Annotated in this window: 18 protein-coding genes; 10 read left to right on the top strand and 8 right to left on the bottom strand. The window is 34.9% G+C overall.

The features are described from left to right. Window positions 1-59 precede the first annotated feature (59 nt). On the top strand, window positions 60-959 hold the full coding sequence (deoC, locus tag BZG02_RS09160) for a deoxyribose-phosphate aldolase (RefSeq protein WP_101261120.1): 900 nt from the start codon (window positions 60-62) through the stop codon (window positions 957-959). Window positions 960-1,058: 99 nt separating this feature from the next. Next, window positions 1,059-2,966 carry a PAS domain-containing protein gene (locus BZG02_RS09155; protein WP_101261119.1) on the top strand — a complete coding sequence of 636 codons (1,908 nt, stop codon included), beginning with the start codon at window positions 1,059-1,061 and terminating at the stop codon, window positions 2,964-2,966. Window positions 2,967-2,970: 4 nt separating this feature from the next. On the opposite strand, the gene BZG02_RS09150 is transcribed toward BZG02_RS09155, so the two are convergent. Then, complete coding sequence (locus tag BZG02_RS09150; protein ID WP_101261118.1) at window positions 2,971-3,957, bottom strand: polyprenyl synthetase family protein; 987 nt, start codon at window positions 3,955-3,957, stop codon at window positions 2,971-2,973. Between the two features lie 203 nt (window positions 3,958-4,160). On the opposite strand from BZG02_RS09150, the gene BZG02_RS09145 reads away from it, so the two are divergent. The 3 genes from BZG02_RS09145 (at window position 4,161) to polA (ending at window position 7,905) form a co-directional block, all read left to right on the top strand. Further along, entirely contained in the window at window positions 4,161-4,460 is a 300-nt protein-coding gene (locus BZG02_RS09145) for an ArsR/SmtB family transcription factor (RefSeq protein ID WP_101261117.1), read from the top strand. Between the two features lie 49 nt (window positions 4,461-4,509). After that, window positions 4,510-4,959 (top strand): 6-pyruvoyl trahydropterin synthase family protein, encoded by a 450-nt coding sequence (locus tag BZG02_RS09140; RefSeq protein ID WP_101261116.1) that lies wholly within the window; start codon window positions 4,510-4,512, stop codon window positions 4,957-4,959. A 171-nt stretch (window positions 4,960-5,130) separates the two neighbouring features. After that, entirely contained in the window at window positions 5,131-7,905 is a 2,775-nt protein-coding gene (gene polA, locus BZG02_RS09135) for a DNA polymerase I (RefSeq protein WP_101261115.1), read from the top strand. Window positions 7,906-7,978: 73 nt separating this feature from the next. On the opposite strand, the gene BZG02_RS09130 is transcribed toward polA, so the two are convergent. Further along, window positions 7,979-8,359 carry a MotA/TolQ/ExbB proton channel family protein gene (locus tag BZG02_RS09130; RefSeq protein ID WP_101261114.1) on the bottom strand — a complete coding sequence of 127 codons (381 nt, stop codon included), beginning with the start codon at window positions 8,357-8,359 and terminating at the stop codon, window positions 7,979-7,981. A gap of 220 nt (window positions 8,360-8,579) precedes the next feature. Here BZG02_RS09130 and BZG02_RS09125 point away from each other — a divergent pair, with 220 nt between their 5' ends. Beyond that, window positions 8,580-9,347 carry a LytR/AlgR family response regulator transcription factor gene (locus tag BZG02_RS09125; RefSeq protein WP_101261113.1) on the top strand — a complete coding sequence of 256 codons (768 nt, stop codon included), beginning with the start codon at window positions 8,580-8,582 and terminating at the stop codon, window positions 9,345-9,347. A 170-nt stretch (window positions 9,348-9,517) separates the two neighbouring features. Here BZG02_RS09125 and BZG02_RS09120 read toward each other — a convergent pair whose 3' ends face one another. The 6 genes from BZG02_RS09120 to BZG02_RS09095 form a co-directional block, all read right to left on the bottom strand. Next, the gene (locus tag BZG02_RS09120; protein ID WP_101261112.1) at window positions 9,518-11,206 is read right to left on the bottom strand and encodes a S41 family peptidase; all 1,689 of its coding nucleotides are present in this window, start codon (window positions 11,204-11,206) and stop codon (window positions 9,518-9,520) included. A 285-nt stretch (window positions 11,207-11,491) separates the two neighbouring features. Further along, complete coding sequence (yidD, locus tag BZG02_RS09115; RefSeq protein WP_245868073.1) at window positions 11,492-11,689, bottom strand: membrane protein insertion efficiency factor YidD; 198 nt, start codon at window positions 11,687-11,689, stop codon at window positions 11,492-11,494. Beyond that, complete coding sequence (rnpA, locus tag BZG02_RS09110) at window positions 11,673-12,119, bottom strand: ribonuclease P protein component (RefSeq protein WP_101261110.1); 447 nt, start codon at window positions 12,117-12,119, stop codon at window positions 11,673-11,675. The genes yidD and rnpA overlap by 17 nt, the downstream gene beginning before the upstream one ends. A gap of 71 nt (window positions 12,120-12,190) precedes the next feature. Then, window positions 12,191-12,943 carry a uroporphyrinogen-III synthase gene (locus tag BZG02_RS09105; protein WP_101261109.1) on the bottom strand — a complete coding sequence of 251 codons (753 nt, stop codon included), beginning with the start codon at window positions 12,941-12,943 and terminating at the stop codon, window positions 12,191-12,193. A 36-nt stretch (window positions 12,944-12,979) separates the two neighbouring features. Continuing rightward, window positions 12,980-13,894, bottom strand: a complete 915-nt coding sequence (locus BZG02_RS09100; RefSeq protein ID WP_101261108.1) for a DUF4271 domain-containing protein — start codon at window positions 13,892-13,894, stop codon at window positions 12,980-12,982. Between the two features lie 112 nt (window positions 13,895-14,006). After that, window positions 14,007-14,819 (bottom strand): 5'-nucleotidase, lipoprotein e(P4) family, encoded by an 813-nt coding sequence (locus BZG02_RS09095; RefSeq protein ID WP_101261107.1) that lies wholly within the window; start codon window positions 14,817-14,819, stop codon window positions 14,007-14,009. 177 nt (window positions 14,820-14,996) lie between these two features. Here BZG02_RS09095 and BZG02_RS09090 point away from each other — a divergent pair, with 177 nt between their 5' ends. The 4 genes from BZG02_RS09090 (at window position 14,997) to BZG02_RS09075 (ending at window position 19,917) form a co-directional block, all read left to right on the top strand. Continuing rightward, window positions 14,997-15,482 (top strand): RNA polymerase sigma factor, encoded by a 486-nt coding sequence (locus tag BZG02_RS09090; RefSeq protein ID WP_101261106.1) that lies wholly within the window; start codon window positions 14,997-14,999, stop codon window positions 15,480-15,482. A 12-nt stretch (window positions 15,483-15,494) separates the two neighbouring features. Continuing rightward, complete coding sequence (locus BZG02_RS09085) at window positions 15,495-16,553, top strand: hypothetical protein (RefSeq protein WP_101261105.1); 1,059 nt, start codon at window positions 15,495-15,497, stop codon at window positions 16,551-16,553. 156 nt (window positions 16,554-16,709) lie between these two features. Further along, window positions 16,710-17,789, top strand: a complete 1,080-nt coding sequence (locus BZG02_RS09080) for a porin family protein (protein ID WP_101261104.1) — start codon at window positions 16,710-16,712, stop codon at window positions 17,787-17,789. 121 nt (window positions 17,790-17,910) lie between these two features. After that, a complete protein-coding gene (locus tag BZG02_RS09075; RefSeq protein WP_101261103.1) occupies window positions 17,911-19,917 on the top strand; it encodes a tetratricopeptide repeat-containing sensor histidine kinase in 2,007 nt (668 codons plus the stop codon). Window positions 19,918-19,919: the final 2 nt, after the last annotated feature.

The following is a 19,919-nucleotide window of genomic DNA, read 5'->3' as shown; positions in this document are numbered from 1 at the left end:
ACATTATGTAGCGACAAGTATTGGATTTGACGCTCCATCCTAATTAAAACTTAGCAAGGATGAAAAGAAACATTTTAGAGATCTTGAAATCGTACAATTTAGAATTGAATGATCAAGAGGTTAGTAATCAGGTAAAACAGATTTTAGCTTCCGATTTTGATTCTTTGTACACGGTTGAGAATTTAAAAAAGAATTTTTCGTTGATCGATTTAACAACTTTAAATTCAACCGACACACATGCAAGAGCCAAAAGTTTTGCCGAAAATGTAAATAACTTCCAGAACGATTTTGACATGCCAAATGTTGCCGCAATTTGCGTATACCCATACCAAGTGCCAACATTAAATGAAAACTTAAAAGCAGAGGGCGTTAATATTGCCTCTGTTGCCGGTGTTTTCCCATCTTCTCAATCATTTATAGAAGTTAAGGCATTAGAGTGTAAAATGGCTGTTGAAAAAGGAGCTGATGAAGTTGACATTGTCATTTCAATTGGTGCTTTTTTAGAGGGAAATTATCAAACTGTTTACGACGAAATTGTAAGTCAGAAAGAAGCTTGTGGAAAAGGACACTTAAAGGTGATTTTGGAAACAGGAGAGTTAAAAACAGCAACTAATATTCGTACTGCATCTATTCTTGCAATGGAGGCAGGTGCCGATTTTATTAAAACATCTACCGGTAAAGTTCCTGTAAACGCTACCTTAGAGGCTGCTTATATTATGACACAAGCCATTAAAGAGTATTTCGATAAGACCGGAAAAATGGTTGGCTTTAAGCCAGCAGGTGGCATTTCGGTTGGGAAAGATGCAATCGAGTTTTTTGCGATATCCAGAAAGAACTTGGGCGAAAAATGGTTAAACAATAAATATTTAAGAATTGGAGCTTCAAGTTTGGCTAATAAGCTGTTGTCAGAAATACATTTTATGGAAACCGGTGAGCAGAAAGAGATAAAATATTTTTAAAACATACAATAATTAACTTAAAAGTCGGATCATTTCCGACTTTTTTTATTTACTTGCAACAAGTTTATTTAACATCACCTTTTTATTTCCCAATTGTACATGCACAATGATTCCCATGACCTGTTGAAACGTCGAATTCAAGAGCTGGAAAACGAAGTTGAAAGATTGAGGGAACTCATTCCATCGGCCCCGAATCCTGAAGTGTTCGATGCATCTAAATCTTTAGCGAAAGGTAAGGATGGCTTTTCAGTAATTGATACCAATTTCACCATCGTGGAAGTGAATGAGAAGCGACTATTAGGAACTAAGCTAAAACGATCCGACTTAATTGGGCAGAAGTGTTATCGTATTTTTTATGGATTAAATGATCCTTGTTCAGAATGCGTTGCTAGTCAGGTTATTGATAATGGGAAGTCGAGTAGTTTTTTAAAATCATCTACCGTAAATAATAAAATAAAGTTCGAAGAGAAGTATTTATTTCCTATTGTAAATAAAAAAGGGGTAACAGAGAGGATTGTTGTAAGTAGTAAAGATATATCTAGCTACTACAATTTGGTCGATCACATCGGACAAAGAGAAGAGTTCTATAAAAATATATTCGAATCAGCTGGTGATGCTTTCCTAGTTCACGACGAAAAAGGAAGTTTGGTTGAATTTAGTTCCCGTTTAAGTGATTTATTGGAATATTCTAAAGAGGAACTAGCTCAATTAAATATTACAGATATTGATGAACCCAGTTGTTCTATGGATTTTAATCTTCGTTTGAAGGATATGGAAACAAATGGTTTTACGTTGTTTGAGACCAGTTTAATTAGTAAATCCGGTAAACGAATTTCTGTAGAGGTAAGTGCAAACTTAATTCGAATTTCGAGTGCAAAAATTTATTTTGTTGCCATCAGAAATATAGAAAAAAGGAAAGTTGCAGAAAGTAAACTACAGGAGAGTGAAGAACGTTTCCGAAGTCTTGTTGAAAATGCTCCCGATTTAATTATGCGATTCAATAAAAATCACAAGCATCTTTTTGTGAATTCGGCAACCTTACAATTATTGAAAATTAAACCCGAAGAATTTATAGGGAAAACTCATTACGACATGGGATTTCCCATCGATAAGTGCAAATTTTGGGAACAAGAAATTGATACTGCTTTTAAAACCAAAAAGCCACATCGAGTTGATTTTAGCATTTGTGTAGCAGGTGAAATTCTTCATTTTGAGTGGCAATTAATACCTGAATTTAATTTAACAGGCGAATGCGAAACTCTAATGGCAATTGCCCGCGATATTACCGTCCGGAAACAAAGCGAAATAGCTTTAAATGAGGCTATTATTACTAAGGATAAATTCTTTTCAATTATTGCACATGATTTAAAGAATCCATTTAATGCCTTGCTTCCAATAGCGAAAAATCTGCATACAAATTCTAAAGAAATGTCCGAAGCTCAGATTCATGAGGCTTCTGGAATTATTCTATCGGCTGCCAATCAGGAATATAATTTATTGAAAAATCTTTTGGAATGGGGCAGGTCTCAAATGGGGAAAATAGTACATGCTCCCAAACAAATTGATTTATTGAATTTAGTAGAGTCGAATGTGATGCTTCATCAGGCCAAAGCCAACCGAAAAAATATTGGTGTTGTAATTACTAAAAAAGGAGATACAAAAGCTTTTGCCGACGAATACATGATTGATACTGTCATTCGAAATTTATATTCGAATGCGATAAAATTTACAAACCCAGGTGGAAATATTCGAATTAATATTGATAAAACAGTTTCCAAAGCACTTATTTCTATCGAAGATGATGGAATAGGAATTAGTAAAGAAAATCAGAAACGATTGTTTCGTATTGATACAAATTATACCAGGGTTGGAACTTTAGAAGAATCAGGAACAGGCTTAGGATTAATACTTTGTCACGAATTTATTACCCAAAATAACGGAACCATATCAATTGAAAGTACGCCAGGGAAAGGAAGTGTTTTTACGGTTCAGCTGCCAATAAATTAAATGGTTAAACTTTTCTGTTAATAGTATAATCAACCAATTTCAGTAAGGATTCTCTTGCTTCCGAATCGGGAAACTCATTTAAAATATCCAATGCTTTTTGTTTATATTCAATCATTTTTTCACTAGTATACGCAATACCACCCTTTTCTTTTACAAAGGAAATTAGCTCGTTTACTTTTTGCGAATTTTTATTGTGTTTTCGAACAATTTGAAGCGCCCAACGACGTTCTTTTTCCGAAATTTCTTTTAACACATAAATAAGCGGAAGGGTTAGTTTCTTTTCTTTAATGTCGTTTCCTGTTGGTTTTCCAATGCTTCCTTGTTTTTCGTAATCAAATAAATCATCTTTCATTTGAAAAGCAATTCCCAAATATTCGCCAAATTTTTTCAGCTTTTGCTGATCCGATTCACTTGCTTTTGCCGAAATAGCGCCAAGTTGAGTGCAGGTAGCAATTAAACTTGCTGTTTTTTTATAAATAATATCGAAATAAACTTCTTCGGTAATGTTTAATTTTCTCGATTTTTCCAACTGAAGAAGTTCCCCTTCGCTCATTTCCCGAACCGCTTCCGAAAGTACTTTCAACTGTCCAAATTCATTATTGTCGAGCGCAATAAGTAAACCCTTCGAGAGCAGAAAATCACCAACTAACACAGCAGCTTTGGTTTTCCATAAAGCATTAATCGAGAAAAAACCTCTTCTTTCGTAGGCTTCATCTACCACGTCATCATGAATTAATGTAGCCGTATGTAATAGTTGGGTAAGAGAAGCTGCAGTATAGGTCGATTCGTTAATTTCGCCACTAAGTTTCGCACTTAAAAAAACAAGGATAGGTCTTATTTCTTTCCCTTTGCGTTTAATAATATAGCGGTTAATGATATCTAGCAAACGAATTTTTGTTTTCATTGCATCCTTAAAAAAGGAAGCAAATTGCTCCATCTCCTTCTTAATTGGAGCTTTTATATCGCTGATACTGGTTTTTTTCACATTCATAGCAACCAAAGTTAATCATTTCTTGCTCTCCTAATACGCTTCCTAATTCAAATATTCGGATTTATAATTCTAGTTTTTATTAAGACTTTAACTAAATTATATACAAAACGAGAAATTTAACTATTTCAATATGTCTATTTTAGACTATTCAAGGAAATATTTATATATTTGCATTTGATACTTTACTTGAATAATAGTTGTGTATGAAAATTAGAGAATTAGAACCTGCTAAGCTAGAGCAAGCAGCTAACATGCTTAAAGCAATTGCTCATCCAATGAGAATTGCAATTTTAGGATATCTGGAGGATGGAAAAAAGCTTACAGTGACTGAAATTCATGAATTATTAAAAATAGAGCAATCTACAACTTCTCATCATTTGGGAATTTTAAAAGATAAAGGCGTTCTTTCTTCAAGCAGAGAAGGCAAGAATACTTACTATTTCCTGAAGCACTGTAGTCTAAGTAATATTGTTGATTGTATCAGCAATTGTACACATGGATAAGATAAACAAGAACCAGTATATTGCTGGTTTTTTTATACAATGTAAGTAGATGGCGAAAGTAAGATTAACCAAAGAGTTTCGTTTCGAAATGGCTCATGCCTTATGGAATTACGATGGGCTTTGTAAAAATATTCATGGGCATTCCTATATTTTGTTTGTTACCGTTATTGGAGAGCCAATAACTGATACCAACAACTCTAAATTGGGAATGGTAATGGATTTTGGCGATTTAAAAAAAATTGTTGCCGAAGAAATTGTAGATCAACTCGATCATTCCGTTGTTTTAAGTAAGGCAACACCAAATCTCGAGCAATTGAATATCGAACAAATGTTCGATCGTTTTTTTATTACTGATTATCAGCCAACTTGTGAAAATATGATTGTTGATTTTGCAGAAAAAATTCGTATTCGTTTGCCTTTAGAGGTGAAACTACACTCCTTAAAACTGCACGAAACTGCCACCTCCTTTGCCGAGTGGTATGCCGATGATAATGAGTAACAAAAGAAAATATTAGTACGAACCCGGAAGAAATTCCGGGTTTTTTATTGTCTAAATTTTGTGGTATTGCAACTCAAATTTGGTATTATTCAGTAATAATTAGTAATGGATAATTGCTCAAGAGCGATTATCTTGTACTTTTGTTTGAATCCAATTATTAATTGAAATTATATGCACTCATCCGTTACCCATTCTGGTAAAAAACTTTTTTTACTCGATGCTTTTGCCCTGATATACAGATCGTATTACGCTTTCATTAAAAATCCGAGGTTTACCTCAACAGGAATTAATTCTTCCGCAATGCTCGGCTTTACCAATACGCTACTCGAGGTGTTGGAAAAAGAGAAACCATCGCACATTGCTGTTGTATTCGATCCAATAGGACCAACTTTTCGGCACGAGATGTTTAAGGAGTATAAAGCACAGCGTCCTCCAATGCCCGACGATTTAAGAAAATCAATTCCTTATATCAAATCAATTATACAGGGGTTTAATATTCCCGAGTTCGACGTAGAAGGATACGAGGCCGACGATGTAATTGGAACCTTGGCAAAAAAAGCCGAAAAACAAGGGTATACCGTTTACATGATGACTCCAGATAAGGATTATGCACAGTTGGTAAGCGAGAATATATTCATGTTTAAACCTAAAAGTTCTGGAAAAGAAGTGGAGGTTTGGGGCGTTCCCGAAATAAAGGAAAAGTTTGGGGTGGAGCATCCCGATCAAATTGTCGATTATTTGGGCTTAATGGGCGATACTGCAGATAATATTCCTGGTTGTCCGGGAATTGGTCCTAAAACAGCTCAAAAATTAATCGAGCTCTATAAAGATATCGATGGTTTGTATCAGAACACCGATAAGCTAAAAGGAAAACAAAAAGAAAGAGTCATTGAATCGGAAGAACAAGTTCGATTTTCGAAAGTGTTAGCAAAAATTGCTTTGGATGCTCCTATAGATTTTGACGAAGAGAATTTTAAATTGATAGATTTTGATGAAGTCAAGTTAAGAGCCATTTTTAAGGAATTAGAATTTTTCACTTTGGCCGAACGGGTTTTTAAAAATCAAGGGAACCTTTTTGCCGAAGAGAGTGAAAAATTTACGGACAAGGATACAGTTGAACGTAAAGAAGTGATTCTAAGAGATGTAAACGACTTATCTTGTGGCTTCTTTGTGCTTGAAAATCAGGCTTCAAGAGCCGATTTGAAAGCAGAATTGTGTGTTCAGAAAGAATTCTCATTTAGAACAATTCTGTCCGATTCAGATCCAAATACCTCTCAACTTCTTGGTTTGACTTTTTCGTATCGAAACGACAAAGCTTTTTTTGTTCCCTTCCCACCAAATTTCGAAGCGGCAAGAAAAGTAGCTCAAGAATTTAAATTTATTTTCGAAGATGAAAATATTTTAAAAATAGGTCACGATATAAAACGCGACACTTTAATATTGCGTTGGCATGGGATAGATGTGAAAGGTCCAATTTTCGACAACATGATTTCGCATTATTTAATTCAGCCCGAATTAAAGCACGATTTTGCATTTGTGGCTCATTCGGTTTTAAATTATCAGGTAATTGCGAACAACGACAAAACAAAAGGCAAAAAAACGCAACTAAGTTTAATGCTCGAGCAGGAACCTATTAAGCATGAAGTGTATTGCGAAGAGTGCGTTTTAAATTTGGAGCTAAAAGAGGAGTTGGAAAGTCGCATGAAAGAAAACGAATTACTGGATTTGTTTCGCGACATTGAAATGCCTTTGTTGAGTATTTTGGCAGATATGGAGTTTACCGGTGTTAGTATTGATGTAAAAACCCTGAAAGATTATGCTTTGGTGCTAAACCAAGAGGTAGATAGCATCGAGAAAGACATTAAAGAAATGGCTGATGCCGATTTTAATGTGGCTTCACCAAAGCAGTTGGGAGATATTTTATTCGATAAAATGGGGCTCGATAGTAAAGCTAAAAAAACCAAATCGGGACAATATTCTACTTCCGAAGATGTTCTTTCTAAATTGAAGGATAAGCATGAAATTATTCAGAAGATATTGGATTTTAGATCTTTAAAGAAATTAATTTCGACCTATGTAGAGGCTCTTCCAACTTATATCAACGAAAAATCAGGAAAGATACATACCTCTTTTAATCAGGCCGAAGCCGCAACAGGAAGGTTAAGTTCTACCAATCCTAATTTGCAAAACATTCCTATTCGCACCGAGCAGGGAAGATACATCCGAAAAGCATTTGTTCCATCCTCCGAAAAGCACACCTTTCTTTCTGCCGATTACTCGCAGGTAGAATTACGACTAATGGCGCACATGAGTATGGATCAGAACATGATAGATGCTTTTAACAACGAGGCCGATTTCCATACAGCTACCGCAGCTAAAATTTACAAACTACCAATCGAGGAGGTTAGTAAGGACATGCGAAGCAGAGCTAAAACAGCTAATTTTGGAATTATTTACGGTATTTCGGCTTGGGGATTGGCCGAACGCCTAGGAATTAGTCGGAAAGAGGGAAAAGAGCTCATTACAGGCTATTTTGAATCGTATCCGGGAGTTAAAGTGTTTATGGATGAAAGTGTGGAGAAAGCTCGCAAGGATGAGTTTGTAGTTACTTTGCTATCTCGTCGCAGATATTTAAAAGATATTAACTCAAGTAACGCAATAGTTCGCGGAGTAGCCGAACGAAATGCGATTAATGCTCCCATTCAGGGATCGGCAGCCGATGTTATCAAAATAGCGATGATTAATATTCATAACCGGATGAAACGGGAAGGAATGCAATCAAAAATGATTATTCAGGTACATGATGAATTGAACTTTGATTGTTTGTTGTCCGAATTGGAGCCTATGAAGCTGATTTTAAAACAAGAAATGGAAAATGCCATTCAACTCTCGGTTCCACTTACCGTGGATATGGGAGTAGGAGAGAACTGGTTGCAGGCGCATTAATTAAACAACAGATAAAAATTTAAAAGCTCATTCTTATAGCAAGAATGAGCTTTTTCTTTATTTCGATCTCCGATTACTCTAATTTCTTTTCAATTAAAAAGCTGGTAACAAACCATAATAAAATAGAGAATAGGTAAATAATGATTCCATAAAATGTAGGGATCATGGAAACTTTTAATCCACCATAAATTACATTTGGAGAGATATCTACGCTTTGTTGTATTACCGAGAAGGCATTAAATAACCCAAGTAATTGTCCAAGTATGCCAAAAATCATGGCAAATAATCCAATTGATTTTCCATACTGCAATTTCCGAAGCGATTTTTCCTGTAACTCATTCTTCGAAAAATAAGCTAGGAAAAAATAGTAAGCAATCCATGCTAGCATCGCAATAAGAAGTAGGCTAAGAATTCCCATAAAGAGTGCTCCTCCCATAAAAAACAAATCTGTCATATTTTTACTTTTTAAAGATTAATATTATACCTCCAAAGTAAGGCGATTCGTGTGGTGCAGGCAAGGTCGAATACGGGTCTATACCTGTCGTTTATCCACTTTGTTTAGATATCTTTATTTTCTGTGCTAAATTAGTTGAAACTTTACCGAGCAGTCAAATATTAGCTTGCTCCAGGCTAAATCGTAATTTGTTCTACAAACAATAATCAAGTATTTGCAAATGATTAAAAAATCGTCGAATCCATATTACCATATCTTTTACTGGATTTTTGTACTTCTTTCTTTAACGTTGGTTTTTGGTGTGTCTTGGGGGAATAATATCGCCGCATTTTTCTTTATAAGTATGTTGTTCCCGATTGTTTTGGGTACGTCGTACTTCTTTAACTATTTTTTGGTTCCCCGATACTACATGCAAAAGAAATATGTTCGCTTTGGCTTCTATTCGTTTTATACTGCTGTGGTATCGATGTATCTGGAAACAATAGTACTGATATTCTCTTTTATATATTTGGGAAATTTTAATTTTAAAAATCTAGGACCAAACGCTTCCAATACATTTCTGTTGGCGGCACTACTTTATTTAATGGTATTTGTTGGTTCCTTTCTTTTAATGAGTCGGCAAATTAGAGAAAAGCAACAAATTATTCAGGAATTTTTGCTAGAACAGGAAAAAATGAAACAAGACTATTTGGAGATTATATCCAATCGAAAAACAATTAAAATTAAATTTCCTGATATCATTTATTTGGAGAGTTTATCCGACTATGTACGCATTCATACCAGTACCGAGGAAATTAAAACGAAAGAAAACATCAGTAATTTAGAAGATAGGTTGCCTCAGCAGTTTTTACGCATTCATCGTTCCTTTATCATTAATAAAGATAGACTGAAGCGTTTTTCTAACAATCATATTTTAGTGGAGGATATCCAATTAAATATTGGAAGAACCTATCGAAAACAAGTGAAAGAAACCTTAGGAATGCAATAACTAGCTTGTGTAAGGCAAAAAAAAACCATCTCTCAACAGAAAGATGGTCTTTTATATTTTATGAAACGTCCATGACAAGGGTGTTTTGACACACAGAGAGATGATTATCCCAGCATGGTAAGTTCCATATGGCGACTAAAAATCAAATAATAATCATATGAAATTTGTTTTTATTTTACTTGTAACGCATGCAAGCCAATGCTTCCGTCTAAAATGCCTAGGTATTCATTTTTATCCTGTAGCACTTCAATCGCTTTCATAAGCGTTTTATCTTCTTTTAAACTATATTCTATTCCACCATTTTGGTAGTAATATCTTTTAATAATTTCGTGTGCCAGTAAATCGCTGATTTCATCTTTAAATCGCTTTAAGTCACGATCTAAATTAGGAGCTAATTTTGCAGTAAGTGCATCAAACTCACTCGACGAAATGTCATAGTATTTTTCTTCTTTAGCCGCTGTTTTAAGCGCATCTAGAATTTCGGTACTTTCCGATTCGTATACAAACTTCTGTTCTTTAATGAATTGGGAGAATTTTTCAAATTCTTGATCCGAAATTTTAAATTCTTTCGCACTTGCTATTTTTTCGTGACTATTAGCGAATAAAGTTGCATAATCAAAAACCAGGAAGTTGCGAATCAGATTAATAGTCAGACTACTGTAGGTCTCCGATTCAATTTTTAAATCAGGCAGAACACCACCGCCATCAAAAACAGAACGACCATTTTTAGTATGAAATTCAGTGATTAAAGAATCTGCAATTTTTCCAACACTTCCATCTTCGTTTCGGTGGCTGTAATCCAATGCCTGAATGCATCTGCCACTAGGAATGTAGTACTTTGCGGTAGTTACCTTTAATTTTGCGTTGTAGGTCAAATTTCTTGTGGTTTGAACCAATCCTTTACCAAAGGTTCTTTGTCCTATTACAACTCCTCTGTCGAGATCCTGTATAGCACCCGAAACAATTTCCGAAGCCGAAGCCGATCCTCTGTTTACCAAAACTGCAATTGGAATTTCGGCATCAAAAGGAGTTTTGGTGGCAGTATAAGATTTGTCCCATTGCGAAACTTTTCCTTTGGTGCTTACAATGTCTTCTCCTTTGTTTACAAAAAGGTTCACAATCTCAATTGCTTGATCTAATAAACCTCCTGGGTTTCCTCTTAAATCCAGAACAATCGATTTTGCATTTTGTTCTTTAAGCGTTTTTAAAGCTTCTTTTATTTCACCAGAAGCCTTGTCGGTAAATTGATTTAAAAGAATGTATCCGATCGAATCAGAAACCATTCCGAAGTAGGGAACCGATTTTAACTGAATGTTTTCACGCACTAATTTTTTCTCCATGGTTTTATCAATCCCAGGTCTCTTTATTTTAATGGTAAGCGGAACATTTGGTTGTCCTTTTAAAAGGCTGCTAACGTCATCGGTAGTCTTTTTTGATACCGATGTTCCATTTATCTCCAACAATACATCACCAGCTTTTAATCCAGCTTTAAAAGCAGGAAATCCTTCGTAAGGTTCGGCAATTATTACTTCATCCTTGTGTTTACTGATTAATGAACCAATACCAGCATATTCGCCTGTGGTCATTAATTTAAAATCTTCTATTTCCGATTCGGAGATGTAAGTGGTGTAAGGATCAAGAGTTGTTAACATGGCATCCATACTTTTCTTTACCAAGTCGCCCGGATCAATCTCATCTACATAAAATAGATTCAATTCTCGAAATAAAGTATAGTAAATGTTTAAGTTTTTGCTGATCTCAAAATTTCTCTCGTCTCTGCTAAATCCCCAGAAAACTGCACTACTTAAAAGTAAAACAGCAAGTAGCCAGATGGCTCCCGATTTTTTACGAAGCTTCATATGTTTTTGTTTAAATTGATATTTAAAATAACTCTCCCCGCAGCCTAGCTGTTGCTATCCCTAACGCACGAATTTACAAATAAGAAGAAATAAAATATAATGTAGGTTGAAACAAATATAATTATTCCCTTTTTAAAACAATTCACTTTAACATTTGTTAACCCTAAAGCACTTTCATTCTGCAAGAAAACAAAATTGGGAAAAGGAATAAACTTGTTGTACGTGAATTTATTAAGAATTGTTCTAAATACAGTAAGCGAATTCCTTTTTCTTCAGAAATAAAAGCTAAGGAACAGGATCGTGTCCATGTCCACCCCAAGGATTGCAGGAAATAATTCGTTTTATTGCAAGGTAGCTTCCTTTAAACGGGCCGTATTTTTTTAGCGCTTGTATGGCATATGTTGAACAGGTAGGGTGATACCTGCATGCCGAAGGAGTGAGTGGTGATATTGCATATTGATAGAACCTAATTGGCAGTATCATGATGTATAGAATCACCTTTAGCAGAAGAGTTAGAATGCATTTCATATTCTTTGGGTATTCTCTTTAAGGCTTTTACCAGTTTGTGCTCCATTTCGGAAGTGGTAAGTATTGTTTTTGGTAAATATACCACCATAAAAGCAATCTGTATTCCTTTGTGCTCCAATTCCTGATAAAATTCTCGTTTTGTAAGTCGATAAATTTCGCGGATTCTTCTTTTTAACAAGTTGCGAGTAACTGCTTTTTTAAAACTTCGTTTCGAGACGGTAATCGCTACCTGTGCAGGAAATTCAGAATTTAGTTTCGCTTCTTTCCATACAATCCGAAAAGGGTAACAAATAAATCCTTTTCCTTCAGAAAATAGTTTTCCGATAAGGATTTTATGCGTTAATCTTTCCTCCTTTTTAAATGTGAAGCGATTCTTTTCTTCCATAATTACAAAACTCGACAAAAAAAGAGGAAATTATTCCCCTTTTTGTTTGATTCTATTTTTAGAGATAACACCTATTTATTATCCTTATTAAACTTCTTAATAAACTGATCTAGAGCCATTGTCATTGATGGCGCTTGTGGCATCGGAGCTTGAATATCAAGTCGTAAATTATTCGATGTTACCGCTTCTGATGTCGTTGGTCCAAATGCTGCTATAAGTGTACTGTTTTGTTTAAAATCGGGAAAGTTTTGAAGCAATGATGCAATTCCTGAAGGACTAAAAAATGCTAATACATCATAATTCACATCTGCTAAATCCGATAAGTCACTACTAACAGTGCGATATAGAACAGCTTTAGAATATTTTATTTTGCTTTTTGTAAGTAATTCAGGAATGGATTGTTTATGAATGTCCGAAAGAGGCACTAAAAATGTTTCTCCTTTGTGTTTCAAAATGATTTCCATTAAATCTTCAAATCGTTTTTCTCCAAAGAATATTTTTCTTTTTCGATAAACAATGTATTTTTGAAGGTAGAAAGCCGTTGATTCTGAAATACAGAAATATTTCATTTCATCGGGTACAGTAATTCTAAGTTCTTGACAAATTCTAAAGAAATGGTCAATTGCTGTACGACTAGTAAAGATTACAGCACTGTGATCCAATACATTGATTCTTTCTTGTCTAAACTCTTTGGCTGAAATTCCTTCAACTTGAATAAATGGTCGAAAATCAATTTTTAAATTATATTTTTCGGCCAAATCAAAATACGGTGACTTTTCAGTTTGTGGTTTTGGTTGCGAAACCAGGATCGTCTTGATTTTCAAAATAGTAGAGTTTAGTTCAACAATTTGTTAACCGACCTATACTAATAAATACAACAGTTTGTAAATCATTAGCAAGGGCAAAATTTCCAGTGCACAAAGGTACAAAATCATATAAAATATTGCCACATGTTGGCGAAATAATATTTTAAAGCCTCTAAATAGTCTAAAAACATAAAAAATAAGGCATAAAACTAAGCCTGTGTTTAGCAAGATTGGTACAGAGTGTTGCGCTATAAACGGAGCACTGATGGTAATAGGCAAAAGAATTACTCCTAAATTTTTATTGTAGATAGATACTGTGTGTAAATATTCTTTACTTTCCTTAATTCCGTTAAAAACGTAGCCCACAAACCGAATGAACAGGTATTTTGTATTGTATAACGTTACTAATCCGGCAAAACAATACAGAAAAATGAGAATGTTATTGTACTCTCGATTAAGCGAAAGTATATAAATAAAGTATTGTACTACAAATAATGCGAAATTCACATAGAAAAGAAGGTTCAAGAAAATAGATCCTCTTAAGTTCCTCATATTTTTTTCTAATAAAAGGTTAGAGGAAGTTTGGTAGTTAATGGTGGAATCGAAAACTCGCAGTAGGAATTTACTAAACGAAAATCGTACAATCGCCATTAAAATCAATGCAAAAAGAAGTATTCCAACCATCCAATCGCTATTGCGGGAAGCAATAGGAATTCCGTTTTCACGGATAATTTGTATGGTAGGTTTTATTTCAATTATAGGAATGCTATCCGAAACAAGTAAAGAGTCCATTTGAAATACGGTAAGCGACCTTTGCTTTCCCTCAGCTTTCGGGCCTACTTGTGTTGGTCCTGTTTGTTGTGCATAGTGGAAAGTGAGAGAATCCTTTAATTCATTGTTCGATAGTTTCAATGAATCTATTAAAGGAATCTGGTTCACAAGTAAAAGGTGTGAATTAATTTGCGCCATGCTTCGTCGGGAACTTATTGAATTGATTTGTACAAAGATAATTTTATTTTTCGTGGAGATATATTTCCACGAAAAAGAAAGCCCGATTTTTTTTTTCGGGCTTAAATCTTGATTACAGTTCTTCGTATCCTATTAAGCGTTTCTTTCGCAATTTTTCTTTTTCGGATGCATCCAATTTGGTTTTACTTTTTAGTACTTCTTTTTCCCAAGAACCGTACATTGGATTTGGTAGAACAATAAATCGATTTCCAAATTCAGCCTGCATTTTATCTACTTTAGAAAAGCCAAAATCAGTAGATCTATCCTCTAAAAATTCATCAAAATCGCCTAAATTGTCGCCTGCTAAAATTAATATTTCATGAGATTCTAATACCTTATTTCTTCGTGGCGTTTTTACACTTGTATCTGTTTTTAGTAGAACGTGTTGTTTATCCGCAAATGGAAATCCTAATTTTTGAAGGTTTTCGATGGTTTTTGTTAAGGCCGAAGTATCGCGATTGGAGATATAGAAAGTTTCTACTCCTTTTGTGGCAGCATAATTTAAAAACTCAAGAGCTCCTGGTGTTGGAGATGCTTTTGCCATGTCCGTCCACTCTGTCCATGCTTCGCTGGTAAACGATTGGCCAGTTCGAATGGAATTGGTTTCGAAAGGACTGTTGTCTAAAACAGTTTCGTCAATATCAACCACTACAGCTTTTGGCAAGCTATTTTCATTCTGGGATGCCAATTGATTATCCAACGAAAGTTTGGCTATATTAAACGCTTGGTAATAAAGTGCCCTGCATTCAGAAGCTCTTTGAAACCAGAGAGTTGCCATCACCAAATGTTCATTGGTATTATTTTCCTGCTTTTGGGTATAAATAGATTTGGAGCAAGAGGAAATTAGGATGGGTACTGCAATTAAAGCAAAAAATATTTTTCTCATATCAATGGTTCGTTTAATTTTAGTAATTCTTTATAAAATTGTTTTTTTTATAAGTTTTTTGAAGATGAGTTTCAACTTGCAGATTAAATAAAAATGGTTTCGAATATCGAAGATAATAAAAAATTGCCTGTAACTTTATTTTAAGTGTATACGTCCTAGATTTGATTGCCACCAAATATGAACCAGAACGAATACAATACAAGCGTAGATCAGCATGCTGACGGAATGTTTCGGTTTATCCTCAAAAACATTAGAGATGAGGATAAAGCGAGGGACGTTGTGCAGGATAGTTTTGAGAAATTGTGGCGTAATGTGGAGAATGTAAATTTCCTGAAAGTAAAATCTTATTTGTACACTACAGCTTATCATACCATGATCGATTTGATTCGACGGGAAAAAAGAAAAGAAGATTTTGAGAAGGTAGACGTTCGGGAATATGCTCATTCCGAGCATTATTCTGATTTAGGCGAAATTTTAGAGGAAGCTTTGGAACGACTATCGGAAGTACAAAGGTCGGTTGTTTTATTGCGCGATTACGAAGGTTATTCTTACCTCGAAATTGCTAAAATTACTGATTTAACAGAGTCGCAGGTGAAAGTTTATATTTATCGGGCAAGAGTACACTTGAAAAATTACATTGGTAGTATCGAATCTATTGTATAAAGAACATAGGAGATGAGAGAAATTACACGATACAACTACGAAGAATTTTTCCTTGACTATTTGGATGGAACATTAAATTCCCTTCAGACTATCGCTTTGGAAGAATTTTTGATCAAAAATCCGGATCTTAAATTAGAGCTGGAGGAGATGGATTGTTCTTTATTTGCAATGGAGGATGCTGTTATGGATGCTGAATACTTAAAGGAAATTCCTTTTCGAGAAAGTTTCGATGATTTTTGTATTGCTCGTTTAGAGGGAGATTTATCGGTTGAAAATGAAATTGCTTTTGATGCTTTTGTCGAAAAGCACGAGAGTTATCGACAGGAGAATCAGCTTTATAAAAAGACCATTTTACATGCCGATACTGGTGTTGTATTTCCTGCTAAGGAGAAGCTGAAAAAAGAGGCTCGAAAATTGGTTTATTGGACTTATTTTTCACGAATAGGAGTAGCTGCTACAATCATTCTACTTTTTTCGCTTTGGACAACTTTGTATCAATTCGAAGGAGACCATTCAAATATCGAGAATGTTACCGCAAAGGCAGAACCTGTGATTAGTAAAACTAAACCGGTTCCGAATACTAAAAAATCAGTTGGTAGTCTAAATTCTGTGATTGTGGAACAAGCGAAGGTATTACCTGCAGAAAAATCGGTTCCAGTATCAAAATATCAAAAAGTAGTATCTATCCGCAATAAGGAAATAAAGACTGAAGTGATTGAGGAGATCGAAAAGCGAGTGGATCCATTGGCTATTTCTTTAGATACAAAAATGATTGCTCTTACAAATTCAGAAGATTTTAAACAGGAATTAGATATTCCTAAGGAAGAACTTCAGGTTAGTAGTATGGTAAATAACGGACTTGCACAACTAGGTATGTCTTGGAAATCGAGTGTGCCCGAAAAGAATGCTCAGAACTCGGTGTTGTATGCAATTGCGAAATATGGGGTGGATAAATTGGGCGAACTAGCAGGAAAAAATGTGCAATTAGAGAAAAAATATGATTCTACTACCGAGAAAACCAGAATAGATTTTAACACTGTTGGCATCGGTTTTTCGAAAACAATTAAATAGACTGTAACTATTCATTCACCACTTCGTCTTACCCATAGAAATTAGATAAAGACACACCTGTGAAATGTTGCTTTGTAATGCATTCTTCGCTCTGTACGAGTAAGCTGATTTGCAAATGTGAATTTTATTTGGGAGGAACAAGAAAATTAAAATCTTATGAAAAAAATATTTTTATTAGCCATGGCCGTTGGGCTTGTATTTGGAAGTAACGCACAGCAAGTTGTTGATACGTTAAAAATGGATACTATTACTAAGAAAATCTTAATTGAGGATTCTTGGTCGAACAAAAAAAAGAAAACCGAAAGTAAAGAAACCGTTAAGGTACAGTCTTGGGAAACTAGTGCAGATACTACGAAAGTTAAATTTCTCGAAAAAGATTTGGTGAAAGTGGTAGAGGATGATAAAGGTATCAAAGCAAAAATTGGGAAAATAGGTAAAGTAGGTTTTGAAGAGGACAGAGATACTACTAAAATAAGACTAGGAGGAAAACAAATAAATATAATTGATGGCTGGCACGGAACCAGAATTCGGATTCAGAAAGTACATCCTTGGGATGCCAATCAAGATGAATTTTTCTTAGAGGAGGAGCAGGGCTTTCGAGGACATTGGGCTGGTTTTGAAATAGGTGTAAATGGGTTTGCTGATGAAGACTATAGTAGCTATCCAAATGATCAACAAGACTTTATGGATTTAGATATGGCAAAGTCGTTAGGTGTAAATATAAATTTTCTTCAGTACGACATTAGCCTACAAAAAAATCGAAATACTATTGGATTGGTTACAGGAATGGGTTTAGAGTGGAATAATTATCGTTTCGATCAAAATATTACTATAGGAAATGATGATTCTGGTGTTATTCAACCACTTGATTTTGATCCTGATTGGAGCATTAAGAAAAGCAAATTAACAAGTTTGTATTTGACAGTTCCTTTATTGTTGGAATTCCAAATACCAGTAAAGTATAAGTCAAGAAGAGTACATGTATCTGCTGGAGTAGTGGGAGGCCTGCGAATAGGTTCTCACACAAAAGTGAAATACAAATCGAACGGAAATATGCATAAAGATAAAGATCACGATGATTTTAACCTGAAAACACTTCGTTACGCGGCACAGGCTCGTATCGGGTATCGTTCCTTAAACTTTTTTGCAACTTATGGATTAACCGATTTGTTCGAGAAAAATGATGGTCCGGAGTTGGTTCCTTTTACTGTCGGATTAACTTTAATTAGTTTTTAAGATACTATTAATCGATAAATTTAATTATGTCGGATTCTATTTGAGTCTGGCATTTTTATTTTGTATGCTCTGAGTTTTGACGAGTATTGAATTATGTGACATAAAGTAGTATATTAGGGGCATGAAAATTAATTCTTGGCTTTTAATTTGCGTTTTTTCGGGACTCTCGACTCTGCCTGCGTTTGCTGATTTTCAGACAAATTTAGATAGCTTAACGAATCGCTATACTAAAGTGTTTGGTCAGGAAAAACTGGAGACTTTATTAGAGATGAGTCGTGCCTATTGGGAAACGGAACCAGGAAAAGGAATTGAGATTGCAACAAGAGCACTTGCAACTGCCCAAAGTCTCGGATACGATCCGGAAATAGTGAAAGCCATGTATTATTTAGGGACGGCTTACTATAAAGACAACCAGTACGATAACGCTCTTGATTATTTGTTGCAAGCTTTTCGTGCCGCCGAAAGGTATAATTATAAAAATCAGGTTGCTGCTATCAGTCAACAATTAGCCACCGTATACTATCAATCTGGAAAGTTTAGTAAAACTTACGAATACACCGAAATTGCCAACGATATTTATGAGAGTGTAAATGACAGGGTTGGTATTGCCAGATGCCTAAATTTATTTGGCGTTTATTACCAATCTACTCGAGATTACGACAAAGCCATTGATTATTTACAACAAGGACTAACGCTAGGAAAAGAAATCTCGCACCGACCAATAGTCGGAGAATTACTGAATGATATTGGAAGTCTGTATACCGAAATGGGAGACACTTTGAAAGCTATTCGAACCTATCGAGAGGCTGTAGATTATTATAAATCGAATGTGTCAAATAATAAGACTGGAGTTTTTGAACTGAATATGAGTGATTTGTATTTGCATCATAATGATCTTGCTAAAGCAAAACATCATCTAGATAAAGGATATGCAATCGCAGAACAATTAAAGTCGAAGAGATTATTTCGAGATTATTACAAATACCTTTCGCGTTACTACACCAAACAGGGAGATTATGAAAATTCTGTTGCTGCCTATCAAAATCTTCAAGCCTATCAGGATTCCATTTCTTCGGAACATTTATCAAATAAAATTGATGATTTAGATTCTCGTCATGTGGAGGATGTAAAAGAGTACGAAAATCAAGCTCTTAGAGATGAAAATCAAACGCAACAGTTAGAAATTAATCGCCAGTATACTATTGGATTATTGATTTTATTGGTGCTTTTGGTAGTGATATTCTTACTGATGTTTCGTTATCGTAACAATCTGAAAGACAATGAACTTTTGTACTTGCGTAATCGCTTGGTGAGCCAGCATCAAGAGGAGTTGATAGGAGCCATGAAGCGACTGAAAGAGAGTGAAGATAACCTTCGAACTGCGAATGAAACGAAAGATAAAATGTTCTCCTTAATTGCTCATGATCTTCGTGGTGCTATTGGAAACATTAGCAATGGATTACGAATGATGCTTACCGATAAAGAGTTGGACCTGTCGGAGGAGGATAAAACAGAGTTTTTAGAATCCTTGTTTCATTCTGCCGATAATTCTTTCGAACTGCTTGAGAATCTTCTGTTTTGGGCTAAAAATCAGACTTCTACTATTTCGGCCAACCTACAAATGGTCGATGCAAGTTCAATCGTTAGTTCCAATATTGGACTTTCTTCCGAATTGGCGAAAATAAAATCCATTCGTTTAATTGTAAGTGCCAATCCTTCAGTCGAAGTATATATCGATTGGAATATGATTAATACTGTTCTTCGTAATTTAATGTCAAATGCCATTAAGTTTACCAATAAAGGGGGCGTAATCGAAGTGAAGTCGGAAATAGGAGCGTATTTCGTGAAAATTTCGGTAATCGATAATGGTATTGGAATGATGCCAGAACAAATCGAAAATATTTACGAAGGGAAAACAACCGATGGAACGGCTAATGAGAAAGGTACAGGTTTGGGAATCACATTGTGTCGTGATTTTTTAGTGAAAAATCATGGCGAAATGATGGTAGAAAGTGAAGTGGATAAGGGAAGTACCTTTTCGTTTATTATTCCTCGCAGACCAATGAGTGATGATAAATTTAGAGAATTTGTGAAAAAAGAGAAGGAGATTTCAGTAGTAAATAGTTAAAT

The sequence above is a fragment of the Labilibaculum filiforme genome, from assembly GCF_002843315.1.
Lineage (GTDB): Bacteria > Bacteroidota > Bacteroidia > Bacteroidales > Marinifilaceae > Labilibaculum > Labilibaculum filiforme.
This window is presented reverse-complemented; position numbering and strand designations above follow the sequence as displayed.

What these genes read in the sequence shown, in the direction of transcription:
- deoC (WP_101261120.1), top strand. Translation starts at nt 60, where the DNA reads ATGAAAAGAAACATTTTAGAGATCTTGAAATCGTACAATTTAGAATTG.
- BZG02_RS09155 (WP_101261119.1), top strand. Translation starts at nt 1,059, where the DNA reads ATGCACAATGATTCCCATGACCTGTTGAAACGTCGAATTCAAGAGCTG.
- BZG02_RS09150 (WP_101261118.1), bottom strand. Translation starts at nt 3,957, where the DNA reads ATGAATGTGAAAAAAACCAGTATCAGCGATATAAAAGCTCCAATTAAG.
- BZG02_RS09145 (WP_101261117.1), top strand. Translation starts at nt 4,161, where the DNA reads ATGAAAATTAGAGAATTAGAACCTGCTAAGCTAGAGCAAGCAGCTAAC.
- BZG02_RS09140 (WP_101261116.1), top strand. Translation starts at nt 4,510, where the DNA reads ATGGCGAAAGTAAGATTAACCAAAGAGTTTCGTTTCGAAATGGCTCAT.
- polA (WP_101261115.1), top strand. Translation starts at nt 5,131, where the DNA reads ATGCACTCATCCGTTACCCATTCTGGTAAAAAACTTTTTTTACTCGAT.
- BZG02_RS09130 (WP_101261114.1), bottom strand. Translation starts at nt 8,359, where the DNA reads ATGACAGATTTGTTTTTTATGGGAGGAGCACTCTTTATGGGAATTCTT.
- BZG02_RS09125 (WP_101261113.1), top strand. Translation starts at nt 8,580, where the DNA reads ATGATTAAAAAATCGTCGAATCCATATTACCATATCTTTTACTGGATT.
- BZG02_RS09120 (WP_101261112.1), bottom strand. Translation starts at nt 11,206, where the DNA reads ATGAAGCTTCGTAAAAAATCGGGAGCCATCTGGCTACTTGCTGTTTTA.
- yidD (WP_245868073.1), bottom strand. Translation starts at nt 11,689, where the DNA reads ATGATACTGCCAATTAGGTTCTATCAATATGCAATATCACCACTCACT.
- rnpA (WP_101261110.1), bottom strand. Translation starts at nt 12,119, where the DNA reads ATGGAAGAAAAGAATCGCTTCACATTTAAAAAGGAGGAAAGATTAACG.
- BZG02_RS09100 (WP_101261108.1), bottom strand. Translation starts at nt 13,894, where the DNA reads ATGGCGCAAATTAATTCACACCTTTTACTTGTGAACCAGATTCCTTTA.
- BZG02_RS09095 (WP_101261107.1), bottom strand. Translation starts at nt 14,819, where the DNA reads ATGAGAAAAATATTTTTTGCTTTAATTGCAGTACCCATCCTAATTTCC.
- BZG02_RS09090 (WP_101261106.1), top strand. Translation starts at nt 14,997, where the DNA reads ATGAACCAGAACGAATACAATACAAGCGTAGATCAGCATGCTGACGGA.
- BZG02_RS09085 (WP_101261105.1), top strand. Translation starts at nt 15,495, where the DNA reads ATGAGAGAAATTACACGATACAACTACGAAGAATTTTTCCTTGACTAT.
- BZG02_RS09080 (WP_101261104.1), top strand. Translation starts at nt 16,710, where the DNA reads ATGAAAAAAATATTTTTATTAGCCATGGCCGTTGGGCTTGTATTTGGA.
- BZG02_RS09075 (WP_101261103.1), top strand. Translation starts at nt 17,911, where the DNA reads ATGAAAATTAATTCTTGGCTTTTAATTTGCGTTTTTTCGGGACTCTCG.